The sequence below is a fragment of the Rhodanobacter sp. FW104-R8 genome (assembly GCF_001617365.1).
Taxonomy (GTDB): Bacteria; Pseudomonadota; Gammaproteobacteria; order Xanthomonadales; family Rhodanobacteraceae; genus Rhodanobacter.
Genome location: NZ_LVJR01000006.1, coordinates 1 through 17,660 on the forward strand (window position 1 = coordinate 1; position 17,660 = coordinate 17,660).

The following is a 17,660-nucleotide window of genomic DNA, read 5'->3' on the forward strand; positions in this document are numbered from 1 at the left end:
ACGTCAGCCACCTGAACCGGCTCGAACAGACCCGCCGCGATTTCGTCTCCAATGTCTCGCACGAATTGCGCACGCCGCTGACGGTGATCCACGGCTATCTGGAACTGCTCGACCCGGAAGACGTGCCCGAACTGGCGCCGGTGCTGGGCGAGATGCGCGCGCAGTCGAAGCGGATGGGCCAGATCGTCGAGGACCTGCTGACCCTGTCGCGGCTGGAGACGCAGCACGAGGTCGTCGACGAGCGGGTGCCGATGGAGGCGCTGCTGGCGACCGTGCGCAAGGAGGCCGAGGCGCTCAGCCAGGGCCGCCACCGCATCGTGCTGGAATCCACCGCCGGGGTCGACCTGCTCGGCTCGCCGAAGGACTTGCACAGCGCGCTGTCGAACCTGGCCAGCAACGCGGTGCGCTACACCCCGGCCGGCGGCAGCATCACCATCCACTGGCAGCGCGAACCGACCGGCGCGGCGTACTCGGTCAGCGACACCGGCTTCGGCATCCCGGCCTCGCACCTGGCCCGGCTCACCGAGCGCTTCTACCGGGTCTCCTCCAGCCGCTCGCGCGAGACCGGCGGCACCGGGCTGGGCCTGTCGATCGTGAAGCACGTGCTGAACCTGCACCAGGCCCAGCTGCGGATCCAGAGCGCGCCGGGAGTGGGCTCCACCTTCTCCTGCCACTTCGGCACGGCGCGGCTGCTGCCCCCCGGCGGCAACGACGAAACCTGAAGGCCTGCGGCGGCCGCGCATGCATTTGGCCCTCGCCATGCGCCAGAATGAGGCATGCACCCGCCCGCCCCCGTCCTGCCCGACGCCACCGACCTGACCGCGCCCGGGCTGTACCTCAGCCGCGAACTGGCGGCGCTGGAGTTCAATTTCCGCGTGCTGGCCATGGCCCGCGACGATACCGTGCCGCTGCTGGAGCGGTTGCGCTACCTGAGCATCGTGGCGAACAACCTCGACGAGTTCTTCGAGGTGCGGGTGGCGACGCTCAAGCGCCACCACGCCTACGGCTCGGCCGCGCCGGGACCGGACGGCCTGCCATCGGGCGAGCTGCTGGCGCGCATCCGCAGCCGTGCGCTGGACCTGGTCAGCGAACAGTACGCGGCGTGGCAGGAACAGCTCGCCCCGCAGTTGGACGCCGAGCAGATCCACATTCTCACCCGCAAGCAATGGAGCCCCCGCCAGCGCCGCTGGCTGCACGGCTACTTCGAGCACGAGGTGCTGCCGGTGCTGTCGCCGCTGGGGCTGGACCCGGCGCATCCGTTCCCGCGCATCCTCAACAAGACGCTGAACATCGCCGTGGTGCTGAAAGGCCGCGACGCGTTCGGCCACGAGGGCCACATGGCGCTGGTGCGGGCGCCGCGCTCGCTGCCGCGGATCATCCGCGTGCCGGCCGAGGTCAGCGGGCCCGGCGACCATTTCGTGTTCCTCGCCGAGCTGCTGCAGGCGTTCGCCGACCTGATGTTCCCCGGGCTCAAGGTGGTCGGCGCGTACCAGTTCCGGGTCACTCGCAACAGCGAGCTGATCGTCGAGGAGGCGGAGGTGGAGAACCTCGCCCTCGCACTCAGCGAAGAGCTGGTCGGCCGCGGTTACGCGCGGCCGGTGCGCCTGGAGATCGCCAACGATTGCCCGAAGGCGATCACCGCGATGCTGATCGAGAACTTCCAGTTGGAAGAGACCGACGTGTACCGCTGCGACGGCCCGGTCAACATCATCCGCGCCGGGCTGATCTACGACTGGCTGGACCGGCCGGAACTGAAGTTCCCCCGCTTCAACCCGCAATTGCCGGCCGTGCTCGAGAGCAGCCGCAACAAGTTCGAGCTGATCGGCCAGCACGACGTGCTGCTGCACCACCCGTACCAGAGCTTCGCCGCGGTGATCGACCTGCTGCGCCAGGCCGCCGCCGACCCGCAGGTACTGGCGATCAAGCAGACCCTGTACCGCGCCGGCGAGGACACTCCGCTGGTCGACCTGCTGGTGGAGGCCGCGCGCAACGGCAAGGACGTCACCGTGGTGATCGAGCTGCGCGCGCGCTTCGACGAGGAGGCCAACATCCGCCTCGCCACGCGGCTGCAGGAGGCCGGCGTGCAGGTGGTCTACGGCGTGGTCGGCTACAAGACCCACGCCAAGATGATGCTGATCGTGCGCCGCGAAGGCGAGACGCTGCGCCGCTACGTGCACCTCTCCACCGGCAACTACCACCAGGCCAACAGCCGGATGTACACCGACATCGGCCTGATGACGGCGAACCCCGAGATCGGCGAGGACCTGCACAAGGTCTTCCAGCAGCTGTCCGGCCTGGGCCCGATCATCGAGCTGAAGCGGCTGCTGCACTCGCCGTTCACGCTGTACCCCAGCGTGCTGGCGAAGATCGAGCGCGAGACCGCGCACGCGCAGGCCGGCCGCCCCGCCCGCATCGTGGCCAAGCTCAACGCGCTGAACGAGGCGCGCGTGATCGAGGCGCTGTACCGCGCCTCGCAGGCCGGCGTGGAGATCGACCTGATCGTGCGCGGCGCGTGCACCCTGCGTCCCGGCCTGCCGGGCATCTCCGAGCGCATCCGCGTGCGCTCGATCGTGGGGCGCTTCCTCGAGCACAGCCGGGTGTACTGGTTCGGCAACGACGGCGAGGCGGAAATCTACTGCGCCAGCGCGGACTGGATGGAGCGCAACCTGCGGCGGCGGATCGAGGTGGCGTTTCCGATCCTCGATGCCGAACTGGCCGCGCGGGTGTTCGAGGAAACCCTGGCCAACAGCCTGGCCGACAACACCCAGGCCTGGCTGCTCGGCGCCGACGGCCGCTACACCCGCGCCGAACCCGGCGGCGACCCGCCCTACAGCGCGCAGCAGGGCCTGATCGAGCGCTATTGCAAATGAGCGAGCCCGCATGAAACACCGTTTCGCCCATGGTACGTGCCCGTGCGAGAATCCGCGCTTGGCCGACGCGGGAGCCCGGGCGTGAGTCCAGCCGAACAGACACCGATCCGCGACGGCGAACTGCTCGCCGCCGTGGACATGGGCTCGAACAGCTTCCACCTGGTGGTGGCCCGCATGGAACACGGCGAGCCGCGCGTGATCGACCGCCTGCGCGACACCGTGCGGATGGCTGCCGGCCTGCGCGCCGACGGCACCCTGGATGCCGAACGGCGCGCCCGCGCGCTGGCCTGCCTGGCCCGTTTCGGCCAGCGCATCGCCGGCCTGCCGTCGATGCGGGTGCGCGCAGTGGCGACCAACACGGTGCGCCGGCTGGCCTCGCCGCAGACCTTCCTGACCGCCGCCGAGGCGGCCCTCGGCCATCCGATCGAGGTGGTCTCTGGCCGCGAGGAAGGCCGCCTGATCTTCCTCGGCGCGGCGCACGACCTACCCGCCACACGCGAACCGCGGCTGGTCATCGACGTCGGCGGCGGCAGCACCGAGTTCATCATCGGCCGCGGGCTGGCGCCGCTGCACACCGAGAGCGTGCAGGCCGGCTGCATCGCCTCGACCATGCGCTTCTTCCCCGGCGGCAAGATCAACCGCAAGCGCTGGCAACGCGCGCGCAGCGAGATCGGCGTGCTGCTGCAGCAGTTCGCCGAGGATTACCGCGAATCGGGCTGGCAGGATGCCTACGGCTCGTCCGGCACCGCCAAGTCGATCGGCGCGGTGGTGCAGGCGATGAAGTTCTCCGACGACGGGATCACCCCGGCCTCGCTCGCCGCGCTGCGCGACGTGCTGGTCGAGCACGGCCAGATCGGCACGCTCAAGCTGCCCGGGCTGGTCGAGGAGCGCGCGCCGGTGCTGGCCGGCGGCGTGGTGATCTTCGAGGCGGCATTCGCCGCGCTCGGCATCGAGCGGCTGCGCGTGTGCGAAAGCTCGATGCGCGAAGGCCTGCTGTGGGACCTGCTCGGCCGCGCCGGCGGCAGCGACCCGCGCACCGCCAGCATCGACGCCCTGGCCACCCGCTACGGCGTCGACCGCGCCCAGGCACGGCGGGTGGAGGCCACCGCACTGATGCTGTTCGACCAGGTCGCGCGTGCCTGGAAACTGGATGCCGACGCCCGCGAGTGGCTGTCGTGGGCCTCGCGCGTGCACGAGATCGGCCTGGCCATCGCGCACAGCCAGCACCACCACCACGGCGCCTACATCCTGCGTCACGCCGACCTGGCCGGCTTCTCCCGGCAGGAACAGCAGTTGCTGGCCGCGGTGGTCGAGATGCACCGGCGCAAGCCGGACAAGGTGGTGCTGGCCGCACTGCCGCAGCGCTACCGCCAGCTCGCCCGCTACACCACCGCGCTGCTGCGCCTGGCCGTGCTGTTCCGCCGTGCGCGCCGGGCCGAGTCGCTGCCGCAGATGAAGCTCGCCGCCACCAGCAAGTCGCTGCGCCTGACCCTGCCACTGTCCTGGTTCGAGCAGCATCCGCTGAGCGAGGCCGACCTGCAGCAGGAACAGTCGCCGATGACCGAACTGGGCGTGAAGCTGGATATCTCCAGCAACTGACCGCGGCGGCCCGGTCTCCGCCGCAGCCGCGTATCATGTCCGGACGCCCAGACCACCCCGATGCCCATGTCGAAATTCCTGCTCGCCACGCTGCTCCTGATCCTGCCGCCGACGCTGGCGGCGCAGGCCGCCAAACCGGCACCCGGCACCGGCGCCGCGCCACCGCCGCAGGTCGTGCTGAGCACCTCGCAGGGTGACATCACGCTGGAGCTGTACCCGGACAAGGCGCCGAAGAGCGTGGCCAACTTCCTGCAGTACGTCCGCGACGGCTTCTACGACGGCACCCTGTTGCACCGGGCCATCCCCGGTTACCTGGTGCAGGGCGGCCTGTACACCCGCGACCTGCAGCCCAAGCGCACCCGCTCGGCGGTGCCCAGCGAAGCGGACAACGGCCTGTCCAACCTGCGCGGCACGGTGGCGGTCGCCCGCGGCGCCGATCCGAACTCCGGCACCGCGCAATTCTTCTTCAACCTGGTCGACAACCGCCGGCTGGACTTTGCCGGCACGCAGAGCGGACTGACCTGGGGCTATACCGTGTTCGGCAAGGTGGCCAAGGGCATGGACGTGGTCGACAGGATCGCCGCCCTGCCCACGCGCGCGCTCGGCCCGTTCGCCGCCGACGTGCCGGACCCGCTGGTGCTGATCAAGAGCGCCCATGTCATCGGCGAGGAGTCTCCGCCGCCTGCCGCCAGCAACGCCGCCCCGGCAAAACCCGCACCGGCCGCACCGAAGCCGCGCGGGAAAAACGCCAAGCCCGGCAAGGGTTGACCGGCGCGATGGCCACGCTGTTCATCGCCGACCTGCACCTGGACCCTGCCCGCCCGCAGATCACCGCGCTGTTCGAACGCTATCTCGCCGGCGCCGAAGTCCGCGGCGCCGACGCGCTGTACATCCTCGGCGACCTGGTCGAGGCCTGGATCGGCGACGACGACGACGCCGAGCTGCCCACGCGCATCGCCGCCGCCACCCGCGCCGTGCGCAACGCCGGCGTACCGGTGTACTTCATGGCGGGCAACCGCGACTTCCTGCTCGGCCCGGCATTCGCCGGACGCGCCGGCCTGACCCTGCTCGACGACGGCACCGTGCACGACATCCACGGCCGCCGCACCCTGCTGATGCACGGCGACGTGCTGTGCACCGACGACCTCGCCTACCAGGCCGTGCGCCGACAGGTGCGCACGCCCGAATGGCAGGCGCAGATCCTGGCCATGCCGCTGGAGGCCCGCCGTGCCTTCGCCGCCAAGGCGCGCGCGGACAGCAAGGCGCACACCGGCAGCACCATGGAAAGCATCATGGACGTCAACACCGACACGGTGGCCGGCGCCATGCGCGAGGCCGGCGTCACGCGCCTGATCCACGGTCACACGCACCGGCCGGCCGTGCACTCGTTCGATCTTGACGGCAAGACTGCCGAACGGATCGTGCTGGGCGACTGGTACGAACACGGATCGGTGCTGCAGGTGGACGCAAACGGCACGAATCTTCGCGGATTGGCGGTCGACTGACCTGGCCTGCGGCGCTCCGTTTTCATCCCGGGTAGAGTTGCCGACTGCACAGGCGGGATGGTGCCGGAGCGGACAGCGGCACGGCGCTGAGCCTGAGAATGAAGCGCGGGACGCGCCGAGATTTCGTCCACACCTCATCTCTCCGCCAGATACGCAAAACGCCCCTCGCGGGGCGCGTCTATTGACGTCGCGTTGGCGTGTAGCCCGGGATGGTGAACCCCCATCCATGGGGTTCACCCCTGCGCGCTGGCGCGCTCCGGGGCCAGCCTGCGGCTGTCCAAATTCGTTCCAGACGAATTTGTCGAACCCGGGAGGGTTCGTCCACACCTCATCTCTCCGCCAGATACGCAAAACGCCCCTCGCGGGGCGCTTTGCGTATCTGGCGGAGAGAGAGGGATTCGAACCCTCGATAAGGCTTTTGACCCTATACTCCCTTAGCAGGGGAGCCCCTTCGGCCACTCGGGCATCTCTCCGGGGGTTTCTTCGCATCGCTGCGGAGCCGGCAAGGATACCGACCGGCATGGTCGAGGTAAAGACTTAAATTCGCGCGCTCCGCGCGATCAATGCCCGGCGGGCTCGTCTGATGCACCGCCCGTTTCGTTCTCGCCCTTGATCCGCTGGTAAATTTCCTCGCGGTGGACGGCCACTGTCTTCGGCGCGTTGATGCCGATGCGTACCTGATTGCCTTTCACGCCAAGAACGGTAACGGTCACCTCGTCGCCGATCATCAGGGTTTCACCGACCCTGCGGGTCAGAATCAACATGATTGCTACTCCATAATGCTGTTGGTCACAGGCTCGCGGCCTGGCGGTGCCTCACCCCTGAGCGTCCGCCAACCCGCAGTTCGACGATTGATCCGTCGAAGGCCCTACCGCCTTCCCGGCTCACAGCCAAAACACTCCTGAGCGTCCTGACTGGCGACGCCACCGTCCCCGGCAGCATCGACACCCGGCCGATAGTACTTGAGCCTGATTCGTAAGCGCAACGCGTCCGTACCCCGCCAAACGGCCCCCCGTTCATGCTCCGAACGGGCTACTGGGCCGCGATCCACCCGGGCAGGGCCGACAGGGCCGCCGGCAGGTTCGGCGCGTCGGTTCCGCCGCCCTGGGCCATGTCCGGGCGGCCGCCGCCCTTGCCGTCGATCTGCGCGGCGACGTGCGCCACCACGTCACCGGCCTTGATCCGGCCCAGCGCCTTGCCGTGTACCCCGGCAATCAGGGAAACCCGGCCATCGGCCGCGCCGGCCAGCAGGATCACGCAGTCGCCCAGTTGCTGCTTGAGCTGGTCCACGCTGTCGCGCAGCGATTTCGCATCCAGCCCCTCCAGCCGCGCCGCCACCACCCTGATGCCGTCGACGTCCTCCGCCGCCGCGGCCAGGTCGGCGGTGGCCGAACCGGCTGCCTTGCTGCGCAGCGATTCCAGCTCGCGTTCCAGCTTCTTCTGGCGGTCGAACAGCTGGCGCAACTTGTCCACCGCATCGTCGCCGCTGCTGGAGAGCAGTTGCGAGAACTCGGCCAGGCGGCGTTCCTCGTCGGCCACCCAGGCCAGTGCGCCGGCGCCCGTCACCGCCTCGATGCGGCGCACGCCCGAGGCCACGCCGGCCTCGCCGACGATCTTGAACAGGCCGATGTCGCCGGTACGGCCGACATGGGTGCCGCCGCACAGCTCGGTGGAGAACTCGCCCATCTTCAGCACGCGCACCTCGTCGCCATACTTCTCGCCGAACAGCGCCATCGCGCCGAAGGCGATGGCGTCGTCGTAGGCCATGTGGCGCACTTCGGCCACAGCGTTGCGGCGCACCTCGGCGTTGACCAGCACCTCGACCTCGGCCAGCTCGTCGCGGCTCATCGGCTTGTTGTGGGCAAAGTCGAAGCGCAGGCGATCAGGCGCCACCAGCGAGCCCTTCTGCGTGACGTGGATGCCCAGCACCTTGCGCAGCGCGGCGTGCAGCAGGTGGGTGGCGGAATGGTTGAGCACGATGGCCTGGCGCCGGGAGGCATCCACCTGCGCATCGAGCGCATCGCCGACATGCAGCGGCCGTGCGCCGCGCCAAGTGCCGGCATGGCCGAAGAACACGCCGCCCATCTTCAGCGTGTCGCCGACCTCGAAGCGGCCGGCCGCATTGGCCAGGGTGCCGGTGTCGCCGACCTGGCCACCCGACTCGGCATAGAACGGCGTGCGGTCGAGAATCAGCAGGCCTTCCTCGCCATCGGCGAGCTGGTCGACCTGGTTGCCGCCGCGCACGATGCCCAGTACCTTGCTGCCGGCGCCTTGCAATGCCTCGTAACCGAGGAACACCGTGGGTCGCAGCTGGCTTGCCAGCTCGGCCGGCATCTGGCCCTTGGCCTCGAACTTGCCCGCGGCGCGGGCGCGCTCGCGCTGTTCGTTCATCGCCTGCTCGAAGCCGGCCATGTCCACTTCCAACCCGCGCTCGCGCGCAATATCGGCGGTAAGGTCGACCGGGAAGCCGTAAGTGTCGTACAGGCGGAACGCGTCCACGCCCGGGATGACCCGGCCCGACTTCACCGCGACCTCGTCGAACAGGCGCATGCCGTGCTCCAGCGTCTCGCCGAAACGCTGCTCCTCGGTGCGCAGCGCGTCTTCGACGAACGCCCGCTTCGCCGGCAGCTCGGGATAGGCCTGGCCCATTTCCTCGACCAGCGGCTGCACCATCCTCCAGAAGAAGTCGCCGCGCACGCCGAGCATCCAGCCGTGCCGCAGCGCGCGGCGGATGATCCGGCGCAACACGTAGCCGCGGCCCTCGTTGGACGGCAGCACGCCGTCGACGATCAGGAACGCACAGGCGCGGATGTGGTCGGCGATCACGCGCAGCGATTTGCTGGAAAGATCCTTCGTCCCGGTGAGCTCGCCGGCGACGCGGATCAGGTGCTGGAACAGGTCGATCTCGTAGTTGGAATGCACGTGCTGCAGCACCGCGGCCAGGCGCTCCAGCCCCATGCCCGTGTCCACGCAGGGTGCGGGCAGCGGCGAGAGCGTACCGTCCGGCGCGCGGTCGAACTGCATGAACACCAGGTTCCAGATCTCGATGTAGCGGTCACCGTCCTCGTCCGGCGAACCGGGCGGGCCGCCGGCCACGCCGGGGCCGTGGTCGTAGAAAATCTCGGTGCACGGACCGCACGGGCCGGTATCGGCCATCTGCCAGAAATTGTCGGAGGCGTACGGCGCGCCCTTGTTGTCGCCGATGCGCACGATGCGCCCGGCCGGCACGCCGATCTCCTTGTGCCAGATGTCGTAGGCCTCGTCGTCGCTCTGGTAGACGGTGACCCACAGCTTTTCGGCGGGCAGCTTGAGCACGCCGGTGAGCAGCTCCCACGCGTAGGCGATCGCGTCGCGCTTGAAATAGTCGCCGAACGACCAGTTGCCCAGCATCTCGAAGAAGGTGTGGTGGCGCGCGGTATAGCCCACCTGGTCCAGATCGTTGTGCTTGCCGCCGGCGCGCAGGCAACGCTGCACGTCGGCCGCGCGCACGTAGGACAGTTTCTCGCTGCCCAGGAACACGTTCTTGAACGGCACCATGCCCGAGTTGGTGAACAGCAGGGTCGGGTCGCTGGCCGGCACCAGCGAGCTGGACGGCACGATGGTGTGGCCCTTGGAGCGGAAGTAGTCGAGGAAGGCGGAACGGATGTCGGAGGTTTTCATGCGGATCAAAAGTGGCAGGCGATAAAGGCCACGCCGCGGCCAGGCCGCCCGACCCGCCAACCCATCATCTGCGGATGGCGGATTTCAGGAAATATCGTCGGCTTCGTCCACATCGGCGTGGGTAACACTTCGTACTGTGGCGGCGGCAAAGCCGCGGCGCAAGAGGAATTGCGCCCGCCGGGTGCGCTCGGCGGGGTCCGCCGTGCCCGTACCACCATAGCGGCGACGCAGCTGGGCTGCGGCCGAAGCGGCCCAGTCAACCTCGGCCGCATCCAGCAGCTCGCGAATGCGCGCGTCGGCCACGCCATGGCTTTTCAGCTCCACGCGCAGGCGCAGCGGGCCGTAACCCTGGGCGATCCGGCTGCGCAGCAGCACCTCGGCGAAGCGGTCGTCGTCCTGGTAATGCTGCTCGCCGAGCCGGTCCAGCGCGGCGGCGGCTTCGTCGCCTTCGTAACCGCCCTGGCGCAGCTTGGTCTTCAGCTCCTTGCGCGAGTGCTCGCGGCGCGCCAGCAGGCCCAGCGCCTTGTCGTACGCGCTGCGCTTCGGCGTGGCCGGATCGTCCTTGCCGGGCGGGCGCTTCATGGCCACGCAAACGGACATGGCCCGGACAAGCCGGGCCATGTCTTCCGCTGGGGAACACCAACGATCACCGCTCAGACTTCCTCGAGCGCCTCTTCCGGCGCGGCGGGAGCCGGCTTGCCGACCGGTACCAGCAGGCGCTCGCGCAGCTGCTTGTCGATCTCGTTGGCGATCGCCGGGTTGTCGCGCAGGAACTGGCGCACGTTCTCCTTGCCCTGGCCGATGCGGTCGCCGTTGTAGCTGTACCAGGCGCCGGACTTGTCGATCAGGTTCTGCGCCACGCCCAGCTCGATGATCTCGCCCTCGCGCGAGGTGCCCTCGCCGTACAGGATCTCGAACTCGCACTGGCGGAACGGCGGCGCCACCTTGTTCTTGACCACCTTGACGCGGGTTTCCGAACCGATGATCTCCTCGCCCTTCTTCACCGCGCCGATGCGGCGGATATCCAGGCGCACCGAGGCGTAGAACTTCAGCGCGTTGCCGCCGGTGGTGGTCTCGGGGCTGCCGAACATCACGCCGATCTTCATGCGGATCTGGTTGATGAAGATCACCAGGCAGCCGGATTTCTTGATGTTGGCGGTGAGCTTGCGCAGCGCCTGGCTCATCAGGCGCGCGTGCAGGCCGACGTGGGAGTCGCCCATCTCGCCCTCGATTTCCGCCTTCGGGGTCAGTGCGGCGACCGAGTCGACCACCACCATGTCCACCGCGCCCGAGCGCACCAGCATGTCGGCGATTTCCAGCGCCTGCTCGCCGGTATCCGGCTGCGACACCAGCAGGTCGTCGACCTTGACGCCCAGCTTCTCCGCGTAGGTCGGGTCGAGCGCGTGCTCGGCGTCGATGAACGCGGCGGTGCCGCCGGCGCGCTGGCAACTGGCGATCGCCTGCAACGTCATGGTGGTCTTGCCGGAGGATTCCGGCCCGTAGATCTCGACCACGCGGCCGCGCGGCAGGCCGCCGACGCCGAGCGCGATGTCCAGTCCCAGCGAACCGGTGGAGACCGTCTCGATCGCCTCGTTGACCCGATCGCCCATGCGCATGACCGCGCCCTTGCCGAACTGCTTTTCGATCTGGCCGAGGGCGGAGGTGAGCGCCTTGCGCTTGTTGTCATCCATCGTCTTGTGTTCCGGTTGGGCTGTGATTGGGGGACATGATGCCCGGATCGGATCTCACCGGCTGCGATCAACGGGTGCGACACGGGGAATCGACGCTGGCGGCCAGTATCCCACACCGGTCAATCGGGTCTGGCGGCGGATCGCGCGTCACTCCGTCAGTGTTTTGCGCAGGCCGATGAGCGCCGCCGCCACGGTCTGCCGGCGCACGGCCTCGCGGTCGCCCGGAAAATGGAACTGCCGCGCATGGCCGTAGCCGCCGCGGCGCTTCCAGCCGATCCACACGGTGCCGACCGGCTTGTCCGGGGTACCGCCGGACGGCCCGGCGATGCCGGTCACCGCCACCGCCACGCCGGCGCCGAAGCGTGCCAGTGCGCCGGACACCATCTCCAGCGCGGTTTCCTCGCTGACGGCCCCGCTGTGCTCCAGCGTGCGCGGGTTGACCCCGAGCAGCGCTTCCTTCGCCTCGTAGCTGTAGGTCACCACGCCGGCATCGAACCAGGCCGAGCTGCCCGGCAGGTCGGTCAAGGTCTTGGCGATCCAGCCGCCGGTGCACGACTCGGCCGTCACCAGCATCAGCCGGCAACGTTGCACCTCGTCGGCCACCGCGCCGGCCAGCGCCAGCAACTCGGCATCGGTAGGAACGGACGACGACTCCATGCGAGACTCCCGGACTTGGACGAGACTTTGCGCCACGCGCAGGGGCACCGTTCTACCTGTTCCGCGCGACCACGCCAAGACTTGCATTGCATGAGCCAAGACGATCTCACCAAGCACACCCCGTTCATGCGCCAGAATGTCCGTATGGTGAACGGAGCTAGGCCCAGCAAGGCTTCCCAGCCCACTCGCTCCCCCAACCGACCCACTTGGACGGAACTTGGACGGACCTGCGGGGGTGTTTGACCCGGGTACAACCCCCGAAACGGGGTTGGACGTCACCCCTAACCCGCCGACGTTTGGACGTCCAAACGCCCGCACTCGAACGCACCCACAAGTCGACGGCATGGCCATCTCAAAGCGTGGATATCGCCCACCACTTGGCCGACTCCTAGAGCGAACCTCGGGTGCTTGGGATTGGCCCAACCCGAAGGACTTCCCGGACAAGTCGGCCGAGATGACGACCAGCGCTGGTCGCGACGACAACGGAGTGAACGGGTAACCCAATCCAGGACAGCCTGGGGCGCTGATAGCGCACCACCACACCGGGAACTAGGCCCACGGTGCGGTACGAATTGACTAGAAAAGGTTGGCCGGCCGGTGGATCGCTTGCCAGCGATAGCAATCCAAAACAGCCCAGCTCGGGCTAATCAGGACCTGGACGTCGTCCAGGCCCGGGTTTCACGCTGGTCGTGAGAGGAGAGACCTTCCAAACCCAATATCGTGATGTAAGCGGCGCGCAATGCCTCGGCATCTACTGCTGCGTGATGTCGGCGCGCCGCCCTCTCAGGCCTGCAGCCGAAATAGATCTCCAGTTCACCCAGGACGTCTTGGCGTGTGACGAGCACCGGCTCCCACGCCGGCACCTCACCGCTCCACGTTCCAAACCCCGTCAGCGCCCTCGCCAACTGTCTCTTATCGATCGCCCCGTCGAAGTGGATACGTGGATGGTCGAAGGACGCCACGAACACCCGTAATTGTTCACCGAAGTTCTCATCCGAGAGCGCTGCATCGCCACCGTCCAGGAGTGGGTAGACCACCTTGCTGACGAAGGATGACGGCGCTCCTGGTCGTGGGGCCCGCTCGGCATAGAAGCATTGGGTGGCATCCGCGTTGACCAAGGCCAAGCTGACCAGCTCGCGCACGGCATCGTTGTTCCACTCGGTGTCGAGAAAGAGAAGATCGGCCATGCAGGGCCCCGGTGTAATTGGGAATAACAACGGACAGCGATGTCGTCAGTACGCCCTGCGAAACGACTGTTCCACGTTGATCAGGCGATCCGATTCGATGCGAGTAGCAGCGTTTCGGCTGCGAGCATTCAGCGGGAGGTGCCATTGCGCAATCTCCAGCCTAACCACAACGCCACCGCCCCCACGAGTACGTCCACCAACATCCACAACGGCCGTCCCAAGGCGATTGGCTGGATCGGATTGAACAGCAGTGCGATCACCATGGCGACCACCGCAATCTTATCGCTGCGCCCATACCAATGCAGCGCTGCGGCAATGCTCGCGGCGCAAACCACCCAGCGCGTCAGCATGTACCAACCGTATGGCATCGGCAGCACCGCGACCAGGCAGATGACTCCAGCCGCTGACAGTGCGGGGGCCAGGAAAGATGGACTGAAGCTCATGGTGTGGACTCGCTTTGATTGCTGCGGGGAATCGGCTGCCATGGCGGCTGCACAGCGACCGCTTGACAAGCCTCGAATTAATAAACAGTATATACGACACTTAAGGTGTCTATATGAGATTGACCCTCTCTCAACTCAGCGAGCAGGCAGACGTCCCGGAACGGACGATCCGCTTTTATATCCAGAAAGGCCTGTTGCCGCGCCCCGAAGGTGAGAAGCGTGGCGCGTTCTACACCACCGAGCATCTTGCGCCGTTGCTGCGCATTCGTGGTTGGCAGCAAGCCGGGTTGTCGCTCGACGCCATTGCCGAGCTGCTCAGTGCCCGCAATGAGGCCCCGCTGAGCACAGCGCGGGTTGGCTCGATCGAAGTGCGCTCGCACTTGATCGTCGCCGATGGCCTAGAACTGGTGGTCGCCCCCGAGCGCGCCCGGTTGAGCCCCAGCCAGCTGCGTCTACTCTTCCAATCCGTCCAAGCCGCCTACGCTGACCTCGTGGCCACCGCCTCCGATGCCGACGCAGAAACCTGAAGGAGTTCGCCCATGACGTCGTTTCTGCCAAGCTCACGCGCCGCGCCATCCAGCGCGCCGCAGGTTCTCACCGATACGCAGATCAAGGTGCACATCCACGACCTGATCGCCGAGTACACGCTCACGCACCACTTCGAAAATAGTGAAGACCAGCCGATCGAAGCCGTGTTCACCTTTCCGATCCCACTGGATGCAGCGTTCCTCGGGTTGCAGGCTGAAATCGCTGGCGAACGGTTGCAGGCAAAGGTCGTCGCTGATACGCAGGCGGTACGTCGTTACGACGACGCCATCGCCGATGGTGATAGTGCCGTGCTGCTGCGCCAGCCGGAGCCCGGCGTACTCACGGCCTATCTGGGCCAACTGTTGCCGGGCAAAAAAGCCGAGGTCGAACTGCGTTTCACCAACGAGTTGCGCGCGGCGGGAGGCCAGGCGCGTTTTAGCCTGCCAACCATGCTGCGACCTCGCTATGGCGAATGGGACATGGAGGCGATCGAGGCGCCCGAGTACGACGTTGCCATCGAGCATCCGATGTCCGCCTGGGTCGAAGTCAGCGGCATGCTGGTCGATGTACCAGTGCACTGCGTCACACACGCGGCTCGCTTCGATCACGGTGACGGCGTGCTCCACCTCACGTTGGAAAGGCAGATGCTCGACCGCGACCTGGTCGTGTTGTTTGACCTGCCGGCGGATTTGTCACCCGTTGCACAGCAAGTTACCGATGGCGACGACAGCCGCATCCTGCTCAGCCTGCCGTTGCCCGCAAAAACATCGAGCCGGCCGCTTGATTTGTGGTTGCTGCTGGATGGCTCCGGCTCCATGGCAGGCGCAGCCATCGAGCAGTCACGTGAGGCCGTACGCGCCGTGGCATCACGACTTGGCGAAGACGACCGCATCCAGGTGCTGCGCTTTGGCTCTCAACTGGTGCCATTGTTTCGCCGCCCCATGAAGGCCACGGCGGCGGTGCGGTCGGCCTTGATGGAACTCGCAGAAAGCGTGGATGCCAACCTCGGCGGTACCGAGATGGGCGAGGCTTTGATCGACGCGATTGATGGTCTGTACGCCGCCAGGCGGGATGATGTGGAGCCTGTGGTCATCTTGGTCACCGATGGTGCCGTGCAGGCTCACGAGCTCGTCGCGGCACGTCAACGCGCATTCAGAGAGGGCGTGCGGATCTTCGCGGTGGCAGTTGGCGCCAGCGCCAGCGTCGAAGTGCTTGAGCCTATGGTCGAGGCCTGTGCCGGATGTATGGAACGGGCAGTTCCCGGTGAATCGGTGGATACCTGCGTCGTTCGGCATTTGGCGCGTGCCCGTTGTGGCCAGCCGGAAATCGTCAAACTGGCATGGCCGCCAAGAGCACAGGAGATAACCCCACTCGCCCCTGCATGGCCGGGCGATGTCGCCCGCTGGATCGCACGGCTGCCGAACGGTGGCGACGCCGGAACGATTCAAGTCAGCCTGTACGGCACTCCACTTTTAACGAACATCCCCATCATCCATGCCGCCGGTACCGAGCGGGACTCCCTGCGCGCCATCATCGGCCAGCACCGGCTTCGCCTAGCCGAATCTGCCGGCGAGGACATCGCGCCGATCGCCCTGCGCTACGGTCTGCTCAGCCGTAGCACATCCGCGATTCTGGTGAAGTTGCGCAAAGACGGCGAGAAGTCAGAAGAACTGCCACAGATTCGACGGGTCGTGTCAATGGCGTCGGCGGATATGTTGGGGAGTCGCATGAGTTCGGCGAACCATAGCGCGTCCGTTGACAGTTGCAGCTTTGACTACTTCGACATACAGGCTTCCGCACGACGCCAGAACGACGACGATGATGGTGCGGTTTGCAGCGCGAGCAAACGTGGGCGGGGGCTTACCGCACCAGATCCTGTGAAGGCGCGTGAGGCACTTCTGGCAATAGCGATGCTGTTACGCCAGAGCTTAGCGGCAGCACCTCATCACATTCTCCCACTATGTGATGCCATCGCTGCACTGGATGAAAGCCTAAGGTCCATCGCCGCGGAGGTACTACGCGACCTTCCCGACATTGAATTGACATCGGTGGCATCCAGCGAGCAGCTTTACGTGGTTCTGGTCGAAGTCTTTAAGCTTGATCTAGATGAGCGGGAGGAGATTGCGTATGCACGGTTACTGGCGAACTCCGCAAAGCTTGACTATCGTGAGCAGATATTCCTGCTTTCGGCGGTTATTGATGGCGGCCAATAACCTCGGCGTCTGGCACCATGTCTGATTCTATCTATCGGAAGCTCGTGCCAGTTTTTTGGGTGGTTTATATTCTAGTAGTCCCTATATCAACGGGAATTTTCAATTACCGTTATTTGCCGAATGAGTCATACGATGAAGGCAAGGATGTACTTTTAAAATCCCATACTGAAGAGACGAACGATTACGGTGGGTGGGTAGAAGTTCCGGATCAATGGCAAGATACACATTCCGGGATTATCTACACGGCTGCAGACTTTAGGAATCATCAGAAAATAGAAAAAAAACGTATTGCGCAAAATGCCTTCAATTATGGAATTATTGGCTGTTTGTTTTATGCGTGCGACAGGAAATTCTTTGCAAAAAGCGAATTCCTTCACGTTCTTAGAAAAGCAATTGTAATTAACTTTCTAATCGCTATTTTATTATATTGCATTACTTGATTTTTCATTCATTACATGGTGGCGTGGTCAACATGGGGATCGGGGTCTTCTGGGCACGCGAAGTGGGTCGTGAACCACCGGCAATGCCCTGGGGCACTTTCAGGCGTCACCGGAATCCGCACGTGGGAGTTTCTATCCATGAAATGTTGGATCTGCAGAACTGAGGACGCTGCCACGCGCGAGCACCTGGTCAAAGCCTCGGATCTCAAGGCACTCTTCGGCAAGCCCTCGCAAGCTAAACCCCTTTTCTTCAACGCGAGCAACCAGCGAAGTCCGTCTCGTTGCCGCAACGTGAAGGTCGGCAGCCTGAAGTCGGACACGCTGAAGTTCGCGCACCGCATCTGCCTGACCTGCAACAGCAAGCGAACCCAACCATATGACTATGCCTGGGAGCACGGCTCGCGGGAATTGCGCAGCGCTGTGTCGCGGCTGCTAGAAGAAGGATCGTTCCGCGCCAACTGGCTCTTTCCCTACGACACGCAGCGCCGCATGGTTCACATGCACCTGTACTTCACCAAGCTATTCGGCTGCCTCCTAGTCGAGGGCGACATCCCGATCGATGTTGCACCGTTTGCCAAGGCGTTGTCTGAGGGGCAGCCGCACCCGCACATCTACTTGGCTTTCGGCTATTTCCCTTTGCCGGTTGTGGCCGCCGGCGGTTCAGACGTGAACACCGACCAGCTCCAGCTCAACGGTCAGGTGGCTTTCGCCTCGTGGCTGTACCACGTGGGCGATTTAGCGGTGAAAGTGATGTATGCGCGGCCGGGCGAGCAGCGCGAGGGCTTGAAAGCAGCTTGGCACCCGCGCATCGGCGCCAAGCGCCTTAACTTCTCTCGCTTCGGCGACTGCCGTGTTGGCGCTCGTTGA

The 17,660-nt window shown here is 65.9% G+C and carries 16 protein-coding genes and 1 tRNA gene; 9 read left to right on the forward strand and 8 right to left on the reverse strand.

The window, feature by feature from the left end; all coding sequences use genetic code 11:
- The 5 genes from RHOFW104R8_RS00910 to RHOFW104R8_RS00930 all read left to right on the forward strand — a co-directional run.
- Positions 1-722: ATP-binding protein (locus RHOFW104R8_RS00910; protein WP_235605128.1), on the forward strand; the 722-nt coding region annotated here is incomplete at its 5' end.
- Positions 723-776: 54 nt separating this feature from the next.
- Positions 777-2,870: a polyphosphate kinase 1 gene (gene ppk1 / locus RHOFW104R8_RS00915; RefSeq protein WP_068096743.1), complete on the forward strand. Its 2,094-nt coding sequence runs from the start codon at positions 777-779 to the stop codon at positions 2,868-2,870.
- An 81-nt stretch (positions 2,871-2,951) separates the two neighbouring features.
- A complete protein-coding gene (locus tag RHOFW104R8_RS00920; RefSeq protein ID WP_068096745.1) occupies positions 2,952-4,469 on the forward strand; it encodes a Ppx/GppA phosphatase family protein in 1,518 nt (505 codons plus the stop codon).
- A 66-nt stretch (positions 4,470-4,535) separates the two neighbouring features.
- Positions 4,536-5,237: a peptidylprolyl isomerase gene (locus RHOFW104R8_RS00925; protein WP_068096747.1), complete on the forward strand. Its 702-nt coding sequence runs from the start codon at positions 4,536-4,538 to the stop codon at positions 5,235-5,237.
- A gap of 8 nt (positions 5,238-5,245) precedes the next feature.
- Positions 5,246-5,974, forward strand: coding sequence for a UDP-2,3-diacylglucosamine diphosphatase (locus RHOFW104R8_RS00930; protein ID WP_068096827.1), 729 nt, complete (start codon positions 5,246-5,248; stop codon positions 5,972-5,974).
- Between the two features lie 380 nt (positions 5,975-6,354).
- Here the strand turns inward: RHOFW104R8_RS00930 and RHOFW104R8_RS00935 are convergent.
- From RHOFW104R8_RS00935 to RHOFW104R8_RS00970, 8 genes are all read right to left on the reverse strand, one after another.
- Positions 6,355-6,447 (reverse strand) — tRNA-Ser (locus RHOFW104R8_RS00935).
- Between the two features lie 87 nt (positions 6,448-6,534).
- On the reverse strand, positions 6,535-6,738 hold the full coding sequence (csrA, locus tag RHOFW104R8_RS00940) for a carbon storage regulator CsrA (protein ID WP_068096753.1): 204 nt from the start codon (positions 6,736-6,738) through the stop codon (positions 6,535-6,537).
- Positions 6,739-7,006: 268 nt separating this feature from the next.
- A complete protein-coding gene (gene alaS / locus RHOFW104R8_RS00945; RefSeq protein ID WP_068096756.1) occupies positions 7,007-9,634 on the reverse strand; it encodes an alanine--tRNA ligase in 2,628 nt (875 codons plus the stop codon).
- Between the two features lie 84 nt (positions 9,635-9,718).
- Positions 9,719-10,255 carry a regulatory protein RecX gene (locus RHOFW104R8_RS00950; RefSeq protein ID WP_068096759.1) on the reverse strand — a complete coding sequence of 179 codons (537 nt, stop codon included), beginning with the start codon at positions 10,253-10,255 and terminating at the stop codon, positions 9,719-9,721.
- 32 nt (positions 10,256-10,287) lie between these two features.
- Complete coding sequence (recA, locus tag RHOFW104R8_RS00955; RefSeq protein WP_068096761.1) at positions 10,288-11,325, reverse strand: recombinase RecA; 1,038 nt, start codon at positions 11,323-11,325, stop codon at positions 10,288-10,290.
- Between the two features lie 147 nt (positions 11,326-11,472).
- Positions 11,473-11,982, reverse strand: coding sequence for a CinA family protein (locus RHOFW104R8_RS00960; protein ID WP_068096764.1), 510 nt, complete (start codon positions 11,980-11,982; stop codon positions 11,473-11,475).
- 647 nt (positions 11,983-12,629) lie between these two features.
- The gene (locus tag RHOFW104R8_RS00965; protein WP_063089766.1) at positions 12,630-13,169 is read right to left on the reverse strand and encodes a hypothetical protein; all 540 of its coding nucleotides are present in this window, start codon (positions 13,167-13,169) and stop codon (positions 12,630-12,632) included.
- Positions 13,170-13,297: 128 nt separating this feature from the next.
- A complete protein-coding gene (locus RHOFW104R8_RS00970) occupies positions 13,298-13,654 on the reverse strand; it encodes a DUF6804 family protein (RefSeq protein ID WP_153021757.1) in 357 nt (118 codons plus the stop codon).
- Positions 13,655-13,725: 71 nt separating this feature from the next.
- On the opposite strand from RHOFW104R8_RS00970, the gene RHOFW104R8_RS00975 reads away from it, so the two are divergent.
- From RHOFW104R8_RS00975 to RHOFW104R8_RS00985, 4 genes are all read left to right on the forward strand, one after another.
- The gene (locus tag RHOFW104R8_RS00975; protein WP_068096774.1) at positions 13,726-14,139 is read left to right on the forward strand and encodes a helix-turn-helix domain-containing protein; all 414 of its coding nucleotides are present in this window, start codon (positions 13,726-13,728) and stop codon (positions 14,137-14,139) included.
- A 12-nt stretch (positions 14,140-14,151) separates the two neighbouring features.
- Positions 14,152-16,353: a VIT and VWA domain-containing protein gene (locus RHOFW104R8_RS00980; RefSeq protein ID WP_068096780.1), complete on the forward strand. Its 2,202-nt coding sequence runs from the start codon at positions 14,152-14,154 to the stop codon at positions 16,351-16,353.
- Positions 16,354-16,370: 17 nt separating this feature from the next.
- Positions 16,371-16,793 carry a hypothetical protein gene (locus tag RHOFW104R8_RS17200; protein ID WP_153021758.1) on the forward strand — a complete coding sequence of 141 codons (423 nt, stop codon included), beginning with the start codon at positions 16,371-16,373 and terminating at the stop codon, positions 16,791-16,793.
- Between the two features lie 138 nt (positions 16,794-16,931).
- Positions 16,932-17,660 carry a hypothetical protein gene (locus RHOFW104R8_RS00985; RefSeq protein WP_068098603.1) on the forward strand — a complete coding sequence of 243 codons (729 nt, stop codon included), beginning with the start codon at positions 16,932-16,934 and terminating at the stop codon, positions 17,658-17,660.

Excerpts from the sequence above, each read along its gene's own strand:
- RHOFW104R8_RS00965 (WP_063089766.1), bottom strand. The coding sequence starts at position 13,169 with ATGGCCGATCTTCTCTTTCTCGACACCGAGTGGAACAACGATGCCGTG.
- csrA (WP_068096753.1), bottom strand. The coding sequence starts at position 6,738 with ATGTTGATTCTGACCCGCAGGGTCGGTGAAACCCTGATGATCGGCGAC.
- alaS (WP_068096756.1), bottom strand. The coding sequence starts at position 9,634 with ATGAAAACCTCCGACATCCGTTCCGCCTTCCTCGACTACTTCCGCTCC.
- RHOFW104R8_RS00970 (WP_153021757.1), bottom strand. The coding sequence starts at position 13,654 with ATGGCAGCCGATTCCCCGCAGCAATCAAAGCGAGTCCACACCATGAGC.
- RHOFW104R8_RS00985 (WP_068098603.1), top strand. The coding sequence starts at position 16,932 with ATGAAATGTTGGATCTGCAGAACTGAGGACGCTGCCACGCGCGAGCAC.
- RHOFW104R8_RS00960 (WP_068096764.1), bottom strand. The coding sequence starts at position 11,982 with ATGGAGTCGTCGTCCGTTCCTACCGATGCCGAGTTGCTGGCGCTGGCC.
- RHOFW104R8_RS17200 (WP_153021758.1), top strand. The coding sequence starts at position 16,371 with ATGTCTGATTCTATCTATCGGAAGCTCGTGCCAGTTTTTTGGGTGGTT.
- RHOFW104R8_RS00980 (WP_068096780.1), top strand. The coding sequence starts at position 14,152 with ATGACGTCGTTTCTGCCAAGCTCACGCGCCGCGCCATCCAGCGCGCCG.
- ppk1 (WP_068096743.1), top strand. The coding sequence starts at position 777 with ATGCACCCGCCCGCCCCCGTCCTGCCCGACGCCACCGACCTGACCGCG.
- RHOFW104R8_RS00950 (WP_068096759.1), bottom strand. The coding sequence starts at position 10,255 with ATGGCCCGGCTTGTCCGGGCCATGTCCGTTTGCGTGGCCATGAAGCGC.
- RHOFW104R8_RS00930 (WP_068096827.1), top strand. The coding sequence starts at position 5,246 with ATGGCCACGCTGTTCATCGCCGACCTGCACCTGGACCCTGCCCGCCCG.
- RHOFW104R8_RS00925 (WP_068096747.1), top strand. The coding sequence starts at position 4,536 with ATGTCGAAATTCCTGCTCGCCACGCTGCTCCTGATCCTGCCGCCGACG.
- RHOFW104R8_RS00975 (WP_068096774.1), top strand. The coding sequence starts at position 13,726 with ATGAGATTGACCCTCTCTCAACTCAGCGAGCAGGCAGACGTCCCGGAA.
- recA (WP_068096761.1), bottom strand. The coding sequence starts at position 11,325 with ATGGATGACAACAAGCGCAAGGCGCTCACCTCCGCCCTCGGCCAGATC.